Source organism: Butyrivibrio sp. FCS006 (assembly GCF_000424525.1).
In the GTDB taxonomy this organism is placed as follows: Bacteria; Bacillota; Clostridia; order Lachnospirales; family Lachnospiraceae; genus Butyrivibrio.
The window spans coordinates 47,717-64,236 of the sequence record NZ_AUKB01000008.1 but is presented as its reverse complement, the minus strand read 5'-3'; the positions used below and the strand labels follow the sequence as shown (position 1 = coordinate 64,236).

21 protein-coding genes are annotated in these 16,520 nt (G+C 43.9%); 5 read left to right on the top strand and 16 right to left on the bottom strand.

The annotated features are described in order from the left end of the window. Positions 1–9: 9 nt before the first annotated feature. Positions 10–1,062 (bottom strand): N-acetyl-gamma-glutamyl-phosphate reductase, encoded by a 1,053-nt coding sequence (gene argC / locus G633_RS0100305; RefSeq protein WP_026518749.1) that lies wholly within the window; start codon positions 1,060–1,062, stop codon positions 10–12. A gap of 212 nt (positions 1,063–1,274) precedes the next feature. On the opposite strand from argC, the gene G633_RS0100300 reads away from it, so the two are divergent. Genes G633_RS0100300 through G633_RS0100285 form a run of 4 tightly spaced genes read left to right on the top strand, consistent with a single transcriptional unit; the run spans position 1,275 to position 4,070 of the window. Beyond that, positions 1,275–2,498: an argininosuccinate synthase gene (locus G633_RS0100300; RefSeq protein ID WP_026518748.1), complete on the top strand. Its 1,224-nt coding sequence runs from the start codon at positions 1,275–1,277 to the stop codon at positions 2,496–2,498. Between the two features lie 3 nt (positions 2,499–2,501). After that, positions 2,502–2,795: a DUF1294 domain-containing protein gene (locus G633_RS0100295; RefSeq protein WP_022767382.1), complete on the top strand. Its 294-nt coding sequence runs from the start codon at positions 2,502–2,504 to the stop codon at positions 2,793–2,795. Positions 2,796–2,807: 12 nt separating this feature from the next. Further along, positions 2,808–3,548, top strand: a complete 741-nt coding sequence (locus G633_RS0100290; RefSeq protein WP_026518747.1) for a LytR/AlgR family response regulator transcription factor — start codon at positions 2,808–2,810, stop codon at positions 3,546–3,548. A 24-nt stretch (positions 3,549–3,572) separates the two neighbouring features. Next, positions 3,573–4,070 carry a DUF5721 family protein gene (locus G633_RS0100285; protein WP_026518746.1) on the top strand — a complete coding sequence of 166 codons (498 nt, stop codon included), beginning with the start codon at positions 3,573–3,575 and terminating at the stop codon, positions 4,068–4,070. 10 nt (positions 4,071–4,080) lie between these two features. Here G633_RS0100285 and G633_RS16870 read toward each other — a convergent pair whose 3' ends face one another. The 5 genes from G633_RS16870 to rpmE form a co-directional block, all read right to left on the bottom strand. Next, positions 4,081–4,440 (bottom strand): Hpt domain-containing protein, encoded by a 360-nt coding sequence (locus G633_RS16870; RefSeq protein WP_022767385.1) that lies wholly within the window; start codon positions 4,438–4,440, stop codon positions 4,081–4,083. Positions 4,441–4,550: 110 nt separating this feature from the next. After that, on the bottom strand, positions 4,551–5,621 hold the full coding sequence (prfA, locus tag G633_RS0100275; RefSeq protein WP_026518745.1) for a peptide chain release factor 1: 1,071 nt from the start codon (positions 5,619–5,621) through the stop codon (positions 4,551–4,553). Between the two features lie 51 nt (positions 5,622–5,672). Continuing rightward, complete coding sequence (gene prmC / locus G633_RS0100270; protein ID WP_026518744.1) at positions 5,673–6,512, bottom strand: peptide chain release factor N(5)-glutamine methyltransferase; 840 nt, start codon at positions 6,510–6,512, stop codon at positions 5,673–5,675. Between the two features lie 6 nt (positions 6,513–6,518). After that, on the bottom strand, positions 6,519–7,526 hold the full coding sequence (locus G633_RS0100265) for a DUF1385 domain-containing protein (protein ID WP_026518743.1): 1,008 nt from the start codon (positions 7,524–7,526) through the stop codon (positions 6,519–6,521). 82 nt (positions 7,527–7,608) lie between these two features. Further along, on the bottom strand, positions 7,609–7,815 hold the full coding sequence (gene rpmE / locus G633_RS0100260; protein ID WP_022765874.1) for a 50S ribosomal protein L31: 207 nt from the start codon (positions 7,813–7,815) through the stop codon (positions 7,609–7,611). Positions 7,816–8,084: 269 nt separating this feature from the next. On the opposite strand from rpmE, the gene G633_RS0100255 reads away from it, so the two are divergent. Beyond that, complete coding sequence (locus G633_RS0100255) at positions 8,085–9,236, top strand: hypothetical protein (RefSeq protein WP_026518742.1); 1,152 nt, start codon at positions 8,085–8,087, stop codon at positions 9,234–9,236. Here the strand turns inward: G633_RS0100255 and sigH are convergent. The 10 genes from sigH to G633_RS0100205 form a co-directional block, all read right to left on the bottom strand. After that, complete coding sequence (sigH, locus tag G633_RS0100250) at positions 9,233–9,862, bottom strand: RNA polymerase sporulation sigma factor SigH (protein ID WP_026518741.1); 630 nt, start codon at positions 9,860–9,862, stop codon at positions 9,233–9,235. The two genes, G633_RS0100255 and sigH, sit on opposite strands and share 4 nt — an antisense overlap. A 9-nt stretch (positions 9,863–9,871) precedes the next feature. Beyond that, a complete protein-coding gene (gene rlmB, locus G633_RS0100245; protein ID WP_022767391.1) occupies positions 9,872–10,627 on the bottom strand; it encodes a 23S rRNA (guanosine(2251)-2'-O)-methyltransferase RlmB in 756 nt (251 codons plus the stop codon). Positions 10,628–10,647: 20 nt separating this feature from the next. Then, entirely contained in the window at positions 10,648–11,082 is a 435-nt protein-coding gene (locus tag G633_RS0100240) for a Mini-ribonuclease 3 (RefSeq protein WP_026518740.1), read from the bottom strand. After that, a complete protein-coding gene (cysS, locus tag G633_RS0100235) occupies positions 11,067–12,497 on the bottom strand; it encodes a cysteine--tRNA ligase (protein WP_022767393.1) in 1,431 nt (476 codons plus the stop codon). Before cysS ends, G633_RS0100240 begins: the two co-directional genes overlap by 16 nt. After that, positions 12,490–12,993 (bottom strand): 2-C-methyl-D-erythritol 2,4-cyclodiphosphate synthase, encoded by a 504-nt coding sequence (gene ispF, locus G633_RS16865; RefSeq protein WP_022767394.1) that lies wholly within the window; start codon positions 12,991–12,993, stop codon positions 12,490–12,492. The genes cysS and ispF overlap by 8 nt, the downstream gene beginning before the upstream one ends. A 33-nt stretch (positions 12,994–13,026) precedes the next feature. Then, positions 13,027–13,332 carry an AzlD domain-containing protein gene (locus G633_RS0100225; RefSeq protein WP_022767395.1) on the bottom strand — a complete coding sequence of 102 codons (306 nt, stop codon included), beginning with the start codon at positions 13,330–13,332 and terminating at the stop codon, positions 13,027–13,029. Beyond that, the gene (locus G633_RS0100220; protein WP_026518739.1) at positions 13,329–14,057 is read right to left on the bottom strand and encodes an AzlC family ABC transporter permease; all 729 of its coding nucleotides are present in this window, start codon (positions 14,055–14,057) and stop codon (positions 13,329–13,331) included. Before G633_RS0100220 ends, G633_RS0100225 begins: the two co-directional genes overlap by 4 nt. A 34-nt stretch (positions 14,058–14,091) precedes the next feature. Beyond that, complete coding sequence (locus G633_RS0100215; protein ID WP_035770426.1) at positions 14,092–15,264, bottom strand: alanyl-tRNA editing protein; 1,173 nt, start codon at positions 15,262–15,264, stop codon at positions 14,092–14,094. A 62-nt stretch (positions 15,265–15,326) separates the two neighbouring features. Further along, on the bottom strand, positions 15,327–15,845 hold the full coding sequence (locus tag G633_RS0100210; protein ID WP_022767398.1) for a CarD family transcriptional regulator: 519 nt from the start codon (positions 15,843–15,845) through the stop codon (positions 15,327–15,329). Positions 15,846–15,951: 106 nt separating this feature from the next. Then, positions 15,952–16,518, bottom strand: coding sequence for a GNAT family N-acetyltransferase (locus G633_RS0100205; protein ID WP_026518737.1), 567 nt, complete (start codon positions 16,516–16,518; stop codon positions 15,952–15,954). Positions 16,519–16,520: the final 2 nt, after the last annotated feature.

Genomic DNA, 16,520 nt, shown 5'->3' with positions numbered 1-16,520 from the left:
TGTCAGTAATTACGGGAAACTGGGAACAAGCTCAAGGCCCTTTGCCTCATCAAGGCCGAACATGATGTTCATGTTCTGAACCGCCTGTCCTGCTGCTCCCTTTACCAGGTTATCAATTGCTCCCATCATGATAACTCTTCCGGTTCTCTCATCGATCTTAAAGCCGATATCTACAAAGTTGCTGCCCTCTACCCATCTGGTCTCGGGACATACACCATCATCTAAGAGCCTTATGAATTTCTCATCCTTATAATACTTCTCATATGCAGCTCTTATATCTGAAGCAGTAGGAAGCTTGCCGTCCTTCTTTATAAGAGTAGCGTATTCTGTAGCTAGGATTCCTCTGTTCATTGGAACAAGATGTGGTGTAAAGTTTATCACCATCTCTTTTCCCGCTGCGTAGCCAAGCTGCTCCTCGATCTCAGGAGTATGTCTGTGAGTTGCAACTCCGTAGGGCTTGGCAGATTCATTGACTTCACAGTAGAGGTTTGCAACCTTGGCTCCTCTTCCTGCTCCGGACACTCCAGAGAGAGCATCGACGATAAGTGTATCTACATCTATAAGACCTTCCTTGACAAGAGGATAAGCTGTAAGGATTGAGCAGGTGGTATAGCATCCGGGATTTGCAACAAGTCTTGCACTCTTTACCTTATCTCTGTTGATCTCACAGAGTCCGTAAACTGCTTCTTCTATATATTGAGGTGCCTTGTGTTCTATCTTGTACCACTTCTCATATACAGAAACATCTTTTAATCTGAAGTCTGCTGAGAGATCGATTATCTTTACTTTATTAAGAATATCTTCATTAACAAGTGATGCGCACAGTCCCTGTGGAGTCGCCGTGAAGATGACATCCACCTGTGATGCAAGCTCTTCCATGTTGTCGTCCATGCACTTTGCATCAACCAGTTTAAAGAAGTTTCCATATATATTACTGTACTTCTCATCGATAAAACTTCTGGATCCGTACCACACAACCTCTGCATCGGGATGCCCCTGGATAAGTCTTACGATTTCAGCTCCCGCGTAGCCTGTAGCACCGATAATTCCTACTTTGATCATAATGGTTTTCACCTCTCATATATGTATAAACTTTTTTAAGTATACGACCCATACATGAATAATGCAATAGAAATTTAAATATTTATGCAGAAAAGGAAAGATTTTTAAATATTTATGCAATTTAGTGTTGCATTTTATGCATCGAGGGTTTATATTTATATCCAACGAGCAACAATAATTATAACATACGAAGAAAGTTGAGGAGTGTTTCAATGGCAAAAGAAAAGGTTATTCTCGCATACTCAGGCGGACTTGATACTACTGCTATCATCCCGTGGCTTAAAGAGAACTTTGATTACGAAGTTGTTTGTGTCTGCATCGACTGCGGACAGGAAGAGGAACTTGACGGTCTTGAGGAAAGAGCTATCAGCTGTGGAGCCAGCAAACTCTACATCCTTGACGTTGTAGATGAATTCTGTGATGAATATATCGTTCCCTGCGTAATGGCTCACGCTGTTTACGAGAACAAGTACCTGCTTGGTACATCAATGGCTCGTCCACTGATCGCCAAGAAGCTTGTTGAGATTGCAAGAAAAGAAGGCGCTGTTGCAATCTGCCACGGTGCTACAGGTAAGGGTAACGACCAGATCCGTTTCGAGCTTGGTATCAAGGCTCTTGCTCCTGACATCAAGATAATCGCTGCATGGAGAAATGATAAGTGGACAATGGATTCACGTGAATCTGAGATTGCATACTGCAAGGCTCACGGCATCAATCTTCCATTCTCTGCAGACTCCAGCTACAGCCGTGACAGAAACCTCTGGCATATCTCTCACGAGGGGCTTGAGCTTGAGGATCCTTCACTCGAGCCTAACTACAAGCATCTCCTCGTTCTTGGTAAGACACCTGAGGATGCACCCGATACACCTACAACCGTTACCATGACTTTCGAGGGCGGAGTTCCCAAGTCAGTTAACGGAAAAGAGATGAAGGTCTCCGATATCATCCGCACCCTCAATAAGCTTGGCGGTGAGAACGGCATCGGTATCGTAGATATCGTTGAGAACCGTGTAGTTGGAATGAAGTCCCGCGGCGTATACGAGACACCCGGCGGAACCATTCTCTATGAGGCTCATCAGCAGCTTGAAGAGTTGATTTTGGACCGCGATACCTATACAATGAAGAAAGATATGGGCAACAAATTTGCCGATCTAGTATATGAAGGGAAATGGTTCACTCCTCTTCGCGAGGCCGAGCAGGCATTCATTGAGTCAACTCAGAAGTATGTAACCGGAGAAGTTACATTCAAGCTCTACAAGGGCAACATCATCAAGGCTGGTACAAAGTCACCTTACTCTCTCTACAACGAGAGCATTGCTTCCTTCAAGACAGGTGATCTTTACGACCACCACGATGCAGAGGGCTTCATCAATCTCTTTGGCTTATCATGCAAGGTTCGTGCTATGAAGATGCAGGAAGTTGAAAAGAACAAATAATTAATGAAGACCATCTTTATTCTTGGAATATATCTGCTAATACTTAACATCTTAGGGTTCGCTTTCATGGGAATCGACAAAAGGCGCGCAATACGCAGCGCCTTTCGTATCCCGGAAGCGACCCTTTTTGCTATCGCAATTCTTGGAGGAAGTATCGGAAGCATCCTAGGCATGCACCTTTTCAGGCACAAGACCAAGCATTGGTATTTTCTCTTTGGAATGCCTATAATACTTATATTACAGATTGCACTTGTAGTTCTTCTTTATTTTAGTCCGATAGAATTTAACTTTATGTAAAAGAGGTATCCTATGCATATAGCCGTTTGTGATGACAATATAGCTGACAGAAAGCAGACAGAGCGCCTTTTGGGGCGCCAGTCCGACAGATATTTTAAGGAGACCGGAGAGAGGATCTGGATTGATTCCTTTGGTAACGTTGAGGCCTTCATGCAGAATCCTCAGATGTATCAGGGTCTTTTTGTCGATATGCACGATGATGAGTGCAACGGCTTTAATATCCTGAAGATGCTTCTCTATGCAGGTATCGAGAGTCCCATCATAATGTGCTCTTCCACCATCGACTACAAAGCCCTTGTGGAAAAAGAAGGCATCACAGCTTCTAACATCATGTTTCTTGAAAAGCCTATCAAAGTGGCTGAGATCACTGCCATCGTTGATAAGATTGCAGAGCTTGCTGTAAACGGCGAGCCTTCCATAGAACTTCGTGGCAAGGATGAGACCATCTATGCCCATGGGGACGATATCATCTGTGTCAAAAGAGTCCGCTCCGAGCTTGAAGTTCATCTCACAGGAAACCGCGTAGCCTGCGTTCTCGATGACATAGTCAATTTCTATGATCAGTGCAATATCTTCCCGCAGATCTGCCCTGTAAATGACAACGGACTTGTAAATGTCAACCATGTAAAAAAGACGTCCTTTGGTAAGGTCACCATGGACAACGACATGACTCTTCCTGTTTCCTTTACTTACAGAAAAGCAATAAGCAAGGCAAGGCAATATGCCAAGGAAAGCGGGAACTTAAATAGTTAATTCTTTTGGGGGATTTAAAAAGATTTGATAGCACTAAAGATTAAGCAGCAGAAAAACTTCATGGCCAAACTTCTGACAACTGAGCTGTTTGACAGCTTTCTTGTGGAAGAAGTCACCATAGATACCTTTAATACCTTTACGATAGATGGAAGGATTCATAAGGAATTCTACAAAGACTCAGAAGAAGCTGAAGTAGCTCTGAATAATGAGTTTTCAAATTGGGCCAAGATCCGCCCCATCGCTCTTAGCCTTATAAAGGGCAAGCAGACGCCACTTGGTTTCAAGTTCATATTACACCTTAGCGATTCTGATAAACTCGCTCTCCTACAAAATGCTGATATGGATATCTCTCCGGATCAGATATCTCTTGGCATAAATCTGAGGTTCTCCCAGGGCGAGGTTATCATCACCACAGGCGTAAGCTACAACATTTTCACTCTGGATAAAAGCGCAGAAAAAGCCTGGGACGAATACATCCCAAGCTTTTTAGAATCAAACGGTATTGAGGCAGATCTTCTATGATCTGCTTTTTTTATGCCTGATACTTTTGCAAAATACCTATCAGTGCATCATACTTCGGCTTTATCTGGTCGTACTTTTCCTGATAACCATCCATGGAACCGGCTCTTAATATCTCCGTCAGCTCACATACCGGAGTCAGGAACCCTTTAAGTCCCAGGTTAGCTCCTACGCCCTTAAGGGTATGAACCGCTTTAAATGCCTCTGAAACGTTACCTTCATCTAAATACTTCGTAAGGTCATTCATGCTCTGGTCATTTAAAAACTTGAACATGAACTTGGCAATGAGGTCCTCATTGCCCATGAATCGGTCCAATATCTCGTTCCAGTCAACGCCCCATTCAATTAGTTCTGTCTTAAATCCAGCGTCCATATGCCTCCATACGTGTAGTCATAATGACAAACATACGATGTAACATATAATAATTTTACAACATTTGGTTTTTCACATCAACGAAAAGGCTCATTTTTATGTAATTTTAATTATTCTTCCACTGAGGCAAGCTTCTCTGCCTGATCCGCAGCGATAAGGCTGTCAATGATCTCGTCCAGATCTCCGTCCATGATCTGATCTATCTTGTAAAGAGTAAGTCCGATCCTGTGGTCAGTTACTCTTCCCTGGTGGAAGTTGTAGGTTCTTATCTTTTCTGACCTGTCTCCGCTTCCAACCTGGCTCTTACGCAGCTGCGCCTCATCATTGTGTTTTCTCTCCTGCTCCATCTCATAGAGCTTGGCCCTGAGCACCTTTAAGGCCTTGGCTTTATTCTGCTGCTGGCTCTTCTCATCCTGGCAGGAAATTACAATACCTGTAGGAAGGTGAGTAAGTCTAACAGCTGAATCCGTGGTATTTACACACTGTCCACCATTTCCTGAAGCCCTGAAGACATCGAACTTACAGTCATTCATATCGATCTCGACTTCAACGTCCTCAACTTCGGGCATGATTGCCACAGTTATAGCTGAGGTATGGATTCTTCCGCCTGACTCTGTCGTAGGAATTCTCTGAACTCTGTGAACACCGCTCTCAAACTTAAGTCTTGAGTATGCACCGTCACCCTTTATCATGAAGCTGACGGTCTTGATGCCACCGATACCTATATCTTCTACGCTCATGGTCTCGATCTTCCAGGCACGTCTCTCGGCGTATCTTGTATAGAGCCTAAACATATCGGCAGCAAACAGCGCAGCCTCATCTCCACCGACACCTGCTCTTATCTCAACGATAACGTTCTTCTCATCATTAGGATCCTTGGGAAGAAGAAGTATCTTAAGCTTCTCCTCAAGCTCAGGGATCTTGTCCTTGGCATCTGAGAGCTCCTCCCTCAGCATTTCCTTCATCTCAGGATCACTCTCTTCATCAAGAAGCATGAGTGAATCCTCGATGGTCTGCTTGGTGTCCTTATATTCTTTGTAACATTCAACCAGAGCCTCGAGGGACTTCTGTTCCTTCATAAGGCTTCTGAATTTCTCCTGATCTGAAACAACTGAAGGGTCGCCCAGCATCATGGTTATATCTTCATATCTTCTGATAATATCTTCTAATCTGTCAAACATATTCATCTCTCCCGATAACAATCATAGTCTCAGTTTCCAGAATATGCCCGGCTAATAAAAGCAAGCCTTCACAACTCTGTCGTTTCCGGAGAAATCCTTAACCACTTCTATATCGTGGTACTTACCGTTATCTTTCAAAAGACCTGTTACCGCCTCTGCCTGATCATAGCCTATCTCAAGTATAAGGTATCCGCTGGAGAAGAGATACTCTCCCGCCTTATCGGCAATCCTTCTGTAGAATAAAAGGCCGTCCTCATCTCCGTCCAGTGCAAGGCGCGGCTCATGGTCCTTAACTTCAGGTGCAAGGCTGTCAATAACTTTAGTTGCTATATATGGCGGATTTGATACCACAATATCAAATCTGTCATTCTTTTTAGGGAAAAGATCTGTCTGCTCAAATTCACACCTGTCGGATAACCCAAGGCTATCCGCATTTTCTTTTGCCACTAAAAGAGCAGCCTCTGAAATGTCAGTACAGTGCGCACTTGTTCCATTAGTGTAGTTAAGGATACTAAGACCGATACAGCCCGAACCCGTACACAGGTCAAGGACCTTCATACCGTCTTCGCAGTGCCTTAGAGCTTCCTCAACCAAAAACTCGCTGTCCTGCTCAGGGATAAGGACGTTATTGTTTACCGTAAACTCTAGTCCCATAAAATCCCATTTGCCAAGGATATAGGCAACAGGCTCTCTGTTTGCTCTTCTGTCTAAGTAAGAGGTATATAAAGACTCTTCTTCCTCCGTAAGCTCTTTATCCGGGTGGGCAAGGAGCGTACTGTGGTCAGTAGAACATACACATTCTAAAAGGAGCCGGGCATCAAGTGCATACTCGTCTACTCCGGCTCTCATAAGCTTTTCTTTTCCGTTTTCGAAAGCATTTAGATAGTTCATAATAATTTACTCAGCTGCCTGATCTGCCTTATCATCATCAGCAAGCCAGCTCTCATCAATCTCGTATCCAAAGGAATCAGAAAGGAATTCCTTCCAGTCAAATACTGCCTCAACAGACTTGATGGCAACTTCTATCATGTCATCATCAGGCTCCTTGGTTGTAAGTCTCTGAAGCCAGAGTCCCGGAGCAGAGATCATTTTAACCAGGAAGAAGTTTGTTCTTCCGGCAAGTCTTATGATCTCATAGGATATTCCGGAAATAACCGGGATCAGAAGTATCCTTATTACCACGCGCCAAACATAGGAATCAACCCTGATAAAGAAGAACAGGATGATACTGATAAGCATAACAAACAGTATGAAGCTGCTTCCGCATCTCTTGTGAAGTCTTGAACTCTTTCTGACATTGCTCACTGTAAGAGGTCTTCCCTTTTCAATACAGTTGATGCACTTATGCTCTGCTCCGTGGTACATGAAAAGTCTCTTGATATCTCTTATCCTTGAAATTATAAGGATATAAAGTACAAAGATAAAGATCCTGAGAACGCCCTCAACGATTGCTACTAAAGAATCATTTCTCGCATACTTAGAGATAATCTCTGAAATCGCATAAGGAAGGATCATAAACAGCGCGATAGCAAACGCAAATGATAAAAGCGTTGTAAATACCATAAGGAACGTATCCTCATGTCCGCTTGATACCTTATCGATCTCCTCGTCGAGCTTGGTAGGCTTCTCATTGGTCTCTTCATAGAATGAAGATGAGTAATTAAGGGATTTAAGTCCAAGGATAAGGGAATCAATAAATACAAAGATTCCTCTTACGAAAGGAATGCTAAGGAGCTTGCTGCCGTATCCAACGCCGTGGTACTCATCATGCTCAACCACTATCTCACCGTTTGGCTTTCTGACAGCAACAGCGTACATATCCTTATTTTTCATCATTACACCTTCAAGAACAGCCTGTCCGCCTATTCCCGAATAGTGTCTAATCTTTCTCTTACGTCTCTTCATCTTAGTTTACCGCCTGTTAAAGAAAAAGAGGCCAAGGCGTAAATGCCTGGGCCTCACTTGTTTCTTGATCTCAAATTGTATATTACTTGTTGTCCATGCCGTATTTCTTGTTGAACTTATCAATACGTCCACGAGCAGCAGTAGCCTTCTGAGTTCCTGTGTAGAAAGGATGGCACTTTGAGCAAATTTCTACGTGGATTTCGCTCTTTGTTGATCCTACTGTAAATGTGTTACCGCAGTTGCAAGTAACTGTTGCCTGATGGAATTCTGGCTGGATGTCCTGTCTCATTTCTTATCACCTCACTATATCTGAATACTTCATCTGTTTCCGACAGACGTTGTCAGCGCTTAAAGCACCTGACATCAATGTGTTCACGTTTACTGTTTTACAACAGCTATATAAATATAGCACACTAATGAGTATATGGCAAGGATTTTTTATTTACTTGCTTTTTTGAAAAAAGACTAAAGATTCTAATAATATATGACGATAAATGATATGGAAGGTTATGCAACTCTGAAAAGGATTTTCAGCCACTTGCATCAAGGAGGATGCGTATGAGTATTAGCATAAACGCCAATCAAATATACACTTCCATCAGAGACAGGGGCCAGACGCAGGCAGATGCCTGGGCAGGTCAGGCTCGTGCTTTTGGTGCGCAAAATAATAAGCCCGCTTCAAATAAATCTTCAGGCTCTTCCACTTCTGTCAGATCACTTGAATATCAGCAGCGTACCCAGCAAAAGAAAGACAATTCAATAATAGGCCAGAGTCAGAGCTACGCTGATTCCTTAAGGGCATCAAGAGCCAAAGCCAAGGAAACCAATCTGGAAAAGAAAAAGCTCCAGTACAGCTATAAAAAGATATCCTCCCAGATCGTAAGAAGCAAAACTTCCGTAAGTGCAAGGAAAGCAGCATCTGCAGCAAGACGCGAAGTTCAGCGCCTAAAAAGGCTGCGAAACAGCGGCGAATATGACGAAGAAGAGCTTCAGATTTCCATCGAGCACGCCAAATCCATGGAGAGAATAGCCAAGAAGAAAGTAGCCCATCTTCAGCAGGAAGAGATGATCGAGCGCGGTCAGAACGGCGCCATGGCAGCTCTTGAGGAAAAGGAAGAAGAACGCGAAGAGGAAAAAGATCTTGAGGAAGAGCCTATAGAGGAAGAAATCCCTGAGGATCAGGCATACACCGAGCAGGATTATGCCGAAGAAATGCAGCTTATGATGTCCGATATGCAGGAAGAGGCGGCTGCAAGAATGGAAGAACTCTCAGAAGAGATGGAGCTCGCCATTGCGGAAGTAATGGAAAACAATAAGGATTCCATGGAGGAAATGACCTCTGAAATGATGAAGATGGTTCAGGATGCCATGGAAGAAATGGATGAAGTTCTGGATCTGGATGAACTGGCAAATACCATGGCAGCTCCCGATCCAAACATGTCGGAAGACGACCTCAAGATGCTGAAATTAAAGCACCGCACCAAGGAAATGAAAGATATCGCCAAGGCTGACGGTGATTATCTTAAGGCAATCATGGATAAATACGAAAAAAAGGGCATCGCCGGCACCGGACTAACCGGAGCTGCAACTTCTGCTCCTGCCTTTGGCGGAGCTGCAGCCATATCAAGCTCTCCTACGCCGATAACCGTATCGGTTCCCTCAGCCTACGGCTCAGGTGGCGGATCAATGAGCTTTGATGCCTTTGCTTAACCCTTCTTTTTAAGATACTTCTTTAGTTTATTACGAATTCTCTGCATTGCGTTGTCAGTGGACTTCTCATCCCTGCCGAGCACTGCAGAGATTTCTTTTACACTCATGCCTGTAATGTAGAGATCCAAAACCTGGCGCTCCAAGTCGCTGAGTTCTCTGTCTATCTCACCCTCAAGATCCTGAAGATTCTCCTGGTCGATCACGTACTGCTCCGGAATGAGATTTGCATCGGATTCCAGTACTTCCTCCAATATGGATTCACTTCCCTGCTCTGCATCCTCTCTGCTGGCATATATCGATATGTAGCTGTTAAGGGGAGCATGTTTTTTCCTGGAAAGGGATTTGATGGCAGAATACATCTGCCTTGAGATACAGAGCTCCGCAAAGGTGGCAAAGCTTGCATCTCTTCCGCAGTCATAGTCCCTGACCGCCTTGAAAAGACCTATCATACCTTCCTGGATAAGATCGTCCTTATCTGCGCCAAGGATGTACATGGAAGCAGCCTTTTTACGGACCAGGTTCTTATATTTGTTCATGATGTAATCGGTTATATCGTCCTGACCTCCGTCATGTATGCGGACGATAAGCTGCTCATCATCAATATCGCTGTACTTTCCCTTGCTCATCTGATGACCTCACGAAAGTCTTTGTCTTACAACCTCAAAAGCAAGTACACCTGCTGCAACAGATGCGTTAAGTGAATCTATATCACCCTTCATGGGGATAGATGCGATCATGTCGCACTTCTCTTTTACAAGTCTTGATACTCCGCTGCCTTCATTGCCGATAACAAGTCCGATGGCACCCTTTAAATTGAGCTTATACATGGTGGTACCGTCCATATCGGCACAGGCAAACCAAAGGCCACGTTTTTTAAGGTCTTCGATGGTCTGAGCTATGTTGGTGACCTTAACAACGGGAGTGTAGTTTAATGCTCCTGCTGAGGCCTTGGCAACTGTAGCTGTAAGACCTACTGCCCTGTTCTTGGGAATGATAACTCCGTGTGCACCGGAGAGATTGGCTGTTCTGATGATAGCTCCAAGATTATGAGGATCCTCAATTCCATCCAGGACAAATACAAATGGATCTTCGTTTCTTGCCTCTGCAAGCTCGAAAATATCCTCCATCTCAGAGTACTTATAAGCTGCAGCTATAGCTATTACGCCCTGATGCTTGCCGGTTTCGGATATCTGGTCAAGCCTCTCCCTGCTGACAAACTTTATTAGTGAGCCCTGTTTCTTGGCTTCTCTTCTGATGGTGGATACCGGTCCGTCCTGGCATCCGTCAAGAATATAGATCTTGTCTATGGTCTTTCCTGATCTATAGGCCTCTATTACGGCATTTCTGCCCTCGATTTTCTCCTCGTTGGGAGTCAGTATTTCTTTTTCCATTTAAATTCCTCAAATATTGATCACAGCTCCAGGTTATTACGCTCAAGCCCAAGCCTTATAAGGTTTAGAGCTCTGTCCATGTCGCCTTTAAGATATAAGAAGCCGACAACCGCCTCAAGTCCTGTAGCCTCAAGGTACTCTATTGTAGATGCGTTCTTGGCTTTTGTGTGGGGCTTGGAATTCCTGCCTCTTCTGTAGATGTCTTTTTCCTCATCGGTAAGATCATCCATAATGGAAGCTGCAATCGCTGCCTGGGCGGGTGCTTTTACAATAGCACTTGCTCTTTTATGGAGATTGTTGACCGCAGTATTGCCCCTGTTTACAAGAACTGACCTTACAACAAGGTCATAGACCGCATCACCGATATACGCCAGAGTTAAGGGCGAATATGTCCTTATGTCCTTGGAGGTGATATCGAATTTCTCGTTTATATAATCATTTAAACCAGCTGCCATTTAACTCCCTCACGGGTATCCTTGATCTCAACGCCTCTTTCCAAAAGCTCATTTCTTATGGCATCAGCAGTTGCAAAGTCCTTGGCCTTCTTGGCTTCTGCTCTCTTCTGTATCTGCTCGTTGATGTACTCAAGAAGCTCAGGATCTACATCCGGGCCTGCGTTTTCCAAAAGGCTCTTTGCATGTCCGATAAGATCAAGAGAAAGTACCTTGTCAAAGCTCTCAACAAGAGCAAGCTTAGTAGCATCGTTTGTATCTGCCTTAAGAGCATCATAGAGGATCGTGATAGCCATTGAAGTATTCAGATCGTCTGAAATAGCCTCCCTGAACTTATCCTCAAACTCCTTCTTAACATTCTCATCAACTGCGCCGTCAGCCTTAAGCTCAGAAACTCTCTTGACGAGCTTGTTGTAAGTTCCAACATTGCTGTCAAGAACATCAAATGAGAACTCAAGAGGCTTACGATAGTGAGACTGGAGGCAGAAGAATCTGTAAACCAGCGGATCATAGCCTTTTTCCTTAAGAACTGAAACTGTAAGAACAGCTCCCTTGGACTTACTCATCTTGCCGGCTCTGTCATTTAAGTGATTGCTGTGGAACCAGTAGTTGCACCACTTGTGTCCCAAATAGCTCTCAGACTGGGCAATCTCATTGGTGTGGTGAGGGAACATGTTATCAACACCACCGCAGTGAATATCAAGCCTCTCACCCAGGTGCTTCATGGAAATGCATGAGCACTCGATGTGCCATCCGGGATATCCAACGCCCCATGGGCTCTCCCACTTAAGGGCCTGATCTTCAAACTTGGATTTGGTAAACCACAGAACAAAGTCAGTCTTGTTCTTCTTGTTTGAATCCTCTTCTACATCGTCTCTTACACCGATCTGAAGTGCTTCCTTCTCGATTGCTGATGAGAAAACGTAGTAATCATCGAGCTTACTGGTATCGAAGTAGATATTTCCGCCTGCCTGATATGCATAACCCTTCTCAAGAAGAACTTCAACCATGTGAATAAACTCGGGAATGCAGTTTGTAGCAGGTTCAATAACATCAGGTTTCTTATTTCCAACCGCATCAAAATCCTTGAAGAATGCATCTGTATAGAACTTGGCAATCTCCATTACGCTCTTGTGCTCTCTCTTGGCACCTGCGAGCATCTTATCCTCTCCTGTATCTGCATCTGATGAAAGATGTCCTACATCGGTGATGTTCATGACACGCTTAACATCATATCCTGCGTATTCCAGAGCCTTGACCAAAACGTCCTGCATGATATAGGTTCTGATATTTCCGATATGTGCATAGTGGTAAACGGTAGGTCCACAGGTGTACATTGACACCTTTCCTTCTTCATTTGGAACGAACTCGTCCACTTTTCTTGTGAGTGAATTGTAAAATCTGAAATCGTTACTCATTGCTGTGCTCCTTGCAAGTATAGATTTTATTTGTTAAAAGACATATCGCCTGAGATGAAATTCCTTCTCCGGTTCCTGTAAAGCCAAGCCCCTCTTCAGTTGTCGCCTTGACGTTAACCTGTGACATCTCAATTCGAAGAGCATGTGCTATATTAATTCTCATCTCATCTATGTGTGGTCTCATCTTGGGTGCCTGAGCTATTATTGTGGCATCGATGTTCTCTACTACATAGTCATTTTTATCAAGGAGCTTGTAAACCTCTTTTAGAAGATCCAAAGAATCAGCTCCCTTGTATTTAGGATCAGTATCCGGGAAGTGTTTCCCGATATCTCCAAGAGCTGCTGCTCCAAGAAGTGCATCCATTATAGCATGAAGAAGAACATCTGCATCAGAGTGTCCCAGAAGTCCCTTCTCATAGGGGATCTTAACTCCGCCTATTATAAGATCTCTTCCTTCTACAAGCTTATGAACATCGTATCCCATTCCAACGCGCATAGCAATATCCCTTTCATTATAAAAAATCAATTATCAGTGCAAAAAGAGCTCTACTATAAAGGCCGCTGCACAGGAAAAAGCCGCAACGGTAAGAAGGCTCTTTTTATTGAAGGCAAGAACAAGTGCCACGACAAATCCGATAACAGATGAAATAACATAATCGGTTGCACTAAGGATTGCCGGGAACGTCATTGCTGCCAGTGTAGCATAGGGAACATAGTACAGAAATGACTTTATGAACCTGCTCTTTATCTCTTTTCTGATAAGGGTAAGAGGAAGCGCTCTTATCAGATAAGTAACCACTGCCATAAGTATGATGTAAAGATATACTCTGCTCATTCCTTATCACCTCCGTCCTCATCCGAAACAGGTGCAAGAAATGCAGCAGCTGCAGCAACAACAACTGTTATTATAATGATCCTGAAGCCTGATGAAATGGCTGTTCCAAGGACAGGCGCATAAGTAAATACCGTGCTGAGCGCCATAGCTGAAAGAACAACAGCCATAACAGCCTTGCTGGTTCTGGTATCAGGAATAATTATCGCAATAAACATACCGTATATGGCAAGTCCGAGACAGCTTATAAGCCTCTCCGGCATGATCTGCCCGGAAAAAGCTCCGAGTGATGTCCCAAGAACCCAGCCAAATACTGATGTAACTATAAGTCCATAGGAATACGCAGGATAGAGTCTTCCCTTCCTAAGGACGCTCACGCCAAATATCTCATCGGTCACACCATAGGAGATTCCCATTCTGTGACCCGTTCCCAGCTCGGGATCGAGCTTCTGTGAAAGAGCACAGCTCATAAGCATATATCTGAGATTGATGATAAACTGCAGAATTGCCAGCTCTATAAAGCTTCCGTTTCTGGCTATGATCTCCAGTGCGGAGAACTGACCGGCACTGGTCACATTAAGAAGTGACGTCATAGCGGCCTGAAATACACTCATTCCTATTTTTGAAGCTTCAATTCCGAAGGCAAAAGACACAGCCATATATCCGAGACAGATTGGCAAAGCATCGCTGCATCCTTCCTTGAAGTCCTTAAAAGTCCCAACTTTCATACTCATTCCCCTGATTCACCCTGACGATAAGCCTTCAGAATGACTCACATTTTTTAATAACATCCGCTACATTTACAGAGCCCATGCTGCCTTGAACCATAGCGCTGCTTCCACCGCCCTTGGCACCGAACTCTTCTCTTAGCATGTTCTGAAGGGCTTTTAGATCCTTTCCTTCACCCTTTGTAGCGATTATGTATTTATAACCCGCATTGTCATCTCCGGAGAATACTCCGCAATAACCGCTGCGAGTTTCGATCAGCGCATTGACAACCTTTCTCATAAGGTTTCCGTCAAGCCCTGCCTCTTTCTTTAAAAAGACATTTTCTTTGTTTTTATCTATGCTGTCAAGTTCATAACCTATGAGCTTTTCTCTGCAATCTGAGAGTTCGCCCTTCAAAGCGTAGTTTTCATCCGATAGCTTTTTTACTGAAGACACAATACGATCATAACCGGTTGTTAAAAGACCTGTGAGCTGCCCTACAACCTGAAGCTGATCATTTATGTATTCAAGAGCTCTTTTCCCGCAAAGAATGCTTACACGAACTCCGCCTTTGTAATTCTGACAGCTGACAACCTTTAAAAGTCCGATTTCTCCTGTTCTTGCAACGTGAGGTGCACAGCAGGCGCAGGTATCGTATCCAACCACAGTGACAATTCTCACATCGCCGGTAAGTTCCTTCTTACTTCTGTACTGAAGGCCATCCAGGATCTCTTTTGCCGGGAATTCGCACTTAACTTCCACGTTCTCCCAGATTGCCCTGTTTACCAAAAACTCAACATCATGGATATCCTCATCGGTAAGGACTCCGTTGTAGTCCATGGTGACCTCTGAGTCACTAAGATGAAAGCCAACGTTGTCATAGCCGTATTTTGAATTAACGATTCCGGAGAAGATATGCTCTCCTGTGTGCTGCTGCATATTGCTGAATCTGTGGTCAAAGTCAATAATTCCCTTTACGCACTCTCCCACAGGCAGCTCTCTGTCTGTGACATGAGTTATTATCCCGTCTGTAATACTGACGTGAGTAACTACGGCATCAGAAATAGACCCGATGTCAGAGCTCTGTCCTCCCTGCTCAGGGAAGAAGGCAGTTCTGTCAAGCACCACTAAAAAGGAATCGCCCTTTCCTTTTTCACAGGATAAGACCTTCCCTTCAAACTCCTTCAAATATGCATCCTGATAATAAAGTTCCTCTGTTTTAACCATAGAACACATTGTAACACATTTGCCCTGCCTTGCCCATAAACATGCAAAAAAAAGAGACTGCATTATGCAGTCTCAAGCGGTAACTGTGAAAGCTCTTCAAAAACTCTTTTCTTTATGTCATCCTTCTCAACTTTAAGTGAGAACGCTAATTCCGTATACAAAAGTTTTTCAGCAATGCTTAAGTATCTCTCGTTAAGTGAAGCAAATTTCTTGCCTTCTGAAAGGCGAATGGCTTTGATCTTGTGAAGGGTCTTAACAAGACTCATCATCTCATCTACCATGTTGCGTTTAATAACTTCGGAAATAACCGGCTCAGCCTTTTTACCTTCAGGAAGCTCAATTTCAGGAGCATATTCAATCTCATCAATGAGCTCTTCTGCACCATCTGCGCTTATCACATCACGGATCTTGCTCTCAGCACCTTCGACAGGAACATACAGCACACTTCCCGCATCTACCGCTGAAACCATCTGGTAATACTCCTTCTCCTTCCCTCTCTCAAGGAAAGACGGAACAAGAATATCACGTACGCTGCATAAACCATGGCTGCCATAAATAACGCACTCTCCAATATTTAACATCGTGTTCCTCCTTGTTTTTTTCAGACCGCTTACTGTAAGCGTTTTCACGCCGTCAGTACGTAAATTATAGCACAATATTACGTTTTTTGTAATATTTAAATCTGAATTAATTATGTTTTTTTTGTGACTTATAACCTGATTCCCAGCTATCCCTTGTCAGACAATTGATACACTCAACACGGGTCTCGCCAAGCATGATGACACGGGACTTTGCATTGGTATGGTGGTATATGAAACCGCATTTTTCCTGAACTCTTTTTGACCTGTTGTTGCCAATAAAATACCCTGCGTAGATCCGATCAAGTCCAAGGTCTGCAAAGCCTCTTTTTATAAGTATTTCAGCAGCCTCAGGAGCTATTCCCATGCCCCAGAAGGGAACTCCGACCCAGTATCCAAGCTCAGCCGCCCCTTCCTCTAAGGGCCTTTCGGGACTTCCTTCTAAAGTCAGTCCAATACTGCCAATGGGTTCGTTGTTCCTCTCTTTAAGGCAGATGGCATAGGTCTCATCCCCTGAGAGAATAGTCCTAATCACAGCCCTTGAATAGGCCTCATCCTTATGGGGAAGCCAACCGGCAACAGGACCTACCCTGTCATCTTTTGCATAATTAAAGAGGCTGGGAGCATCTTCATCTCTCCAGCCTCTAAGTATCAAACGCTTTGTTTCCAGTACCATAA

Bases quoted from the DNA above. Each gene is read 5' to 3' on its own strand.
- argC (WP_026518749.1), bottom strand. From the start codon at position 1,062: ATGATCAAAGTAGGAATTATCGGTGCTACAGGCTACGCGGGAGCTGAA.
- G633_RS0100300 (WP_026518748.1), top strand. From the start codon at position 1,275: ATGGCAAAAGAAAAGGTTATTCTCGCATACTCAGGCGGACTTGATACT.
- G633_RS0100295 (WP_022767382.1), top strand. From the start codon at position 2,502: ATGAAGACCATCTTTATTCTTGGAATATATCTGCTAATACTTAACATC.
- G633_RS0100290 (WP_026518747.1), top strand. From the start codon at position 2,808: ATGCATATAGCCGTTTGTGATGACAATATAGCTGACAGAAAGCAGACA.
- G633_RS16870 (WP_022767385.1), bottom strand. From the start codon at position 4,440: ATGGACGCTGGATTTAAGACAGAACTAATTGAATGGGGCGTTGACTGG.
- prfA (WP_026518745.1), bottom strand. From the start codon at position 5,621: ATGTTTGACAGATTAGAAGATATTATCAGAAGATATGAAGATATAACC.
- prmC (WP_026518744.1), bottom strand. From the start codon at position 6,512: ATGAACTATCTAAATGCTTTCGAAAACGGAAAAGAAAAGCTTATGAGA.
- G633_RS0100265 (WP_026518743.1), bottom strand. From the start codon at position 7,526: ATGAAGAGACGTAAGAGAAAGATTAGACACTATTCGGGAATAGGCGGA.
- rpmE (WP_022765874.1), bottom strand. From the start codon at position 7,815: ATGAGACAGGACATCCAGCCAGAATTCCATCAGGCAACAGTTACTTGC.
- G633_RS0100255 (WP_026518742.1), top strand. From the start codon at position 8,085: ATGAGTATTAGCATAAACGCCAATCAAATATACACTTCCATCAGAGAC.
- sigH (WP_026518741.1), bottom strand. From the start codon at position 9,862: ATGAGCAAGGGAAAGTACAGCGATATTGATGATGAGCAGCTTATCGTC.
- rlmB (WP_022767391.1), bottom strand. From the start codon at position 10,627: ATGGAAAAAGAAATACTGACTCCCAACGAGGAGAAAATCGAGGGCAGA.
- G633_RS0100240 (WP_026518740.1), bottom strand. From the start codon at position 11,082: ATGGCAGCTGGTTTAAATGATTATATAAACGAGAAATTCGATATCACC.
- cysS (WP_022767393.1), bottom strand. From the start codon at position 12,497: ATGAGTAACGATTTCAGATTTTACAATTCACTCACAAGAAAAGTGGAC.
- ispF (WP_022767394.1), bottom strand. From the start codon at position 12,993: ATGCGCGTTGGAATGGGATACGATGTTCATAAGCTTGTAGAAGGAAGA.
- G633_RS0100225 (WP_022767395.1), bottom strand. From the start codon at position 13,332: ATGAGCAGAGTATATCTTTACATCATACTTATGGCAGTGGTTACTTAT.
- G633_RS0100220 (WP_026518739.1), bottom strand. From the start codon at position 14,057: ATGAAAGTTGGGACTTTTAAGGACTTCAAGGAAGGATGCAGCGATGCT.
- G633_RS0100215 (WP_035770426.1), bottom strand. From the start codon at position 15,264: ATGGTTAAAACAGAGGAACTTTATTATCAGGATGCATATTTGAAGGAG.
- G633_RS0100210 (WP_022767398.1), bottom strand. From the start codon at position 15,845: ATGTTAAATATTGGAGAGTGCGTTATTTATGGCAGCCATGGTTTATGC.
- G633_RS0100205 (WP_026518737.1), bottom strand. From the start codon at position 16,518: ATGGTACTGGAAACAAAGCGTTTGATACTTAGAGGCTGGAGAGATGAA.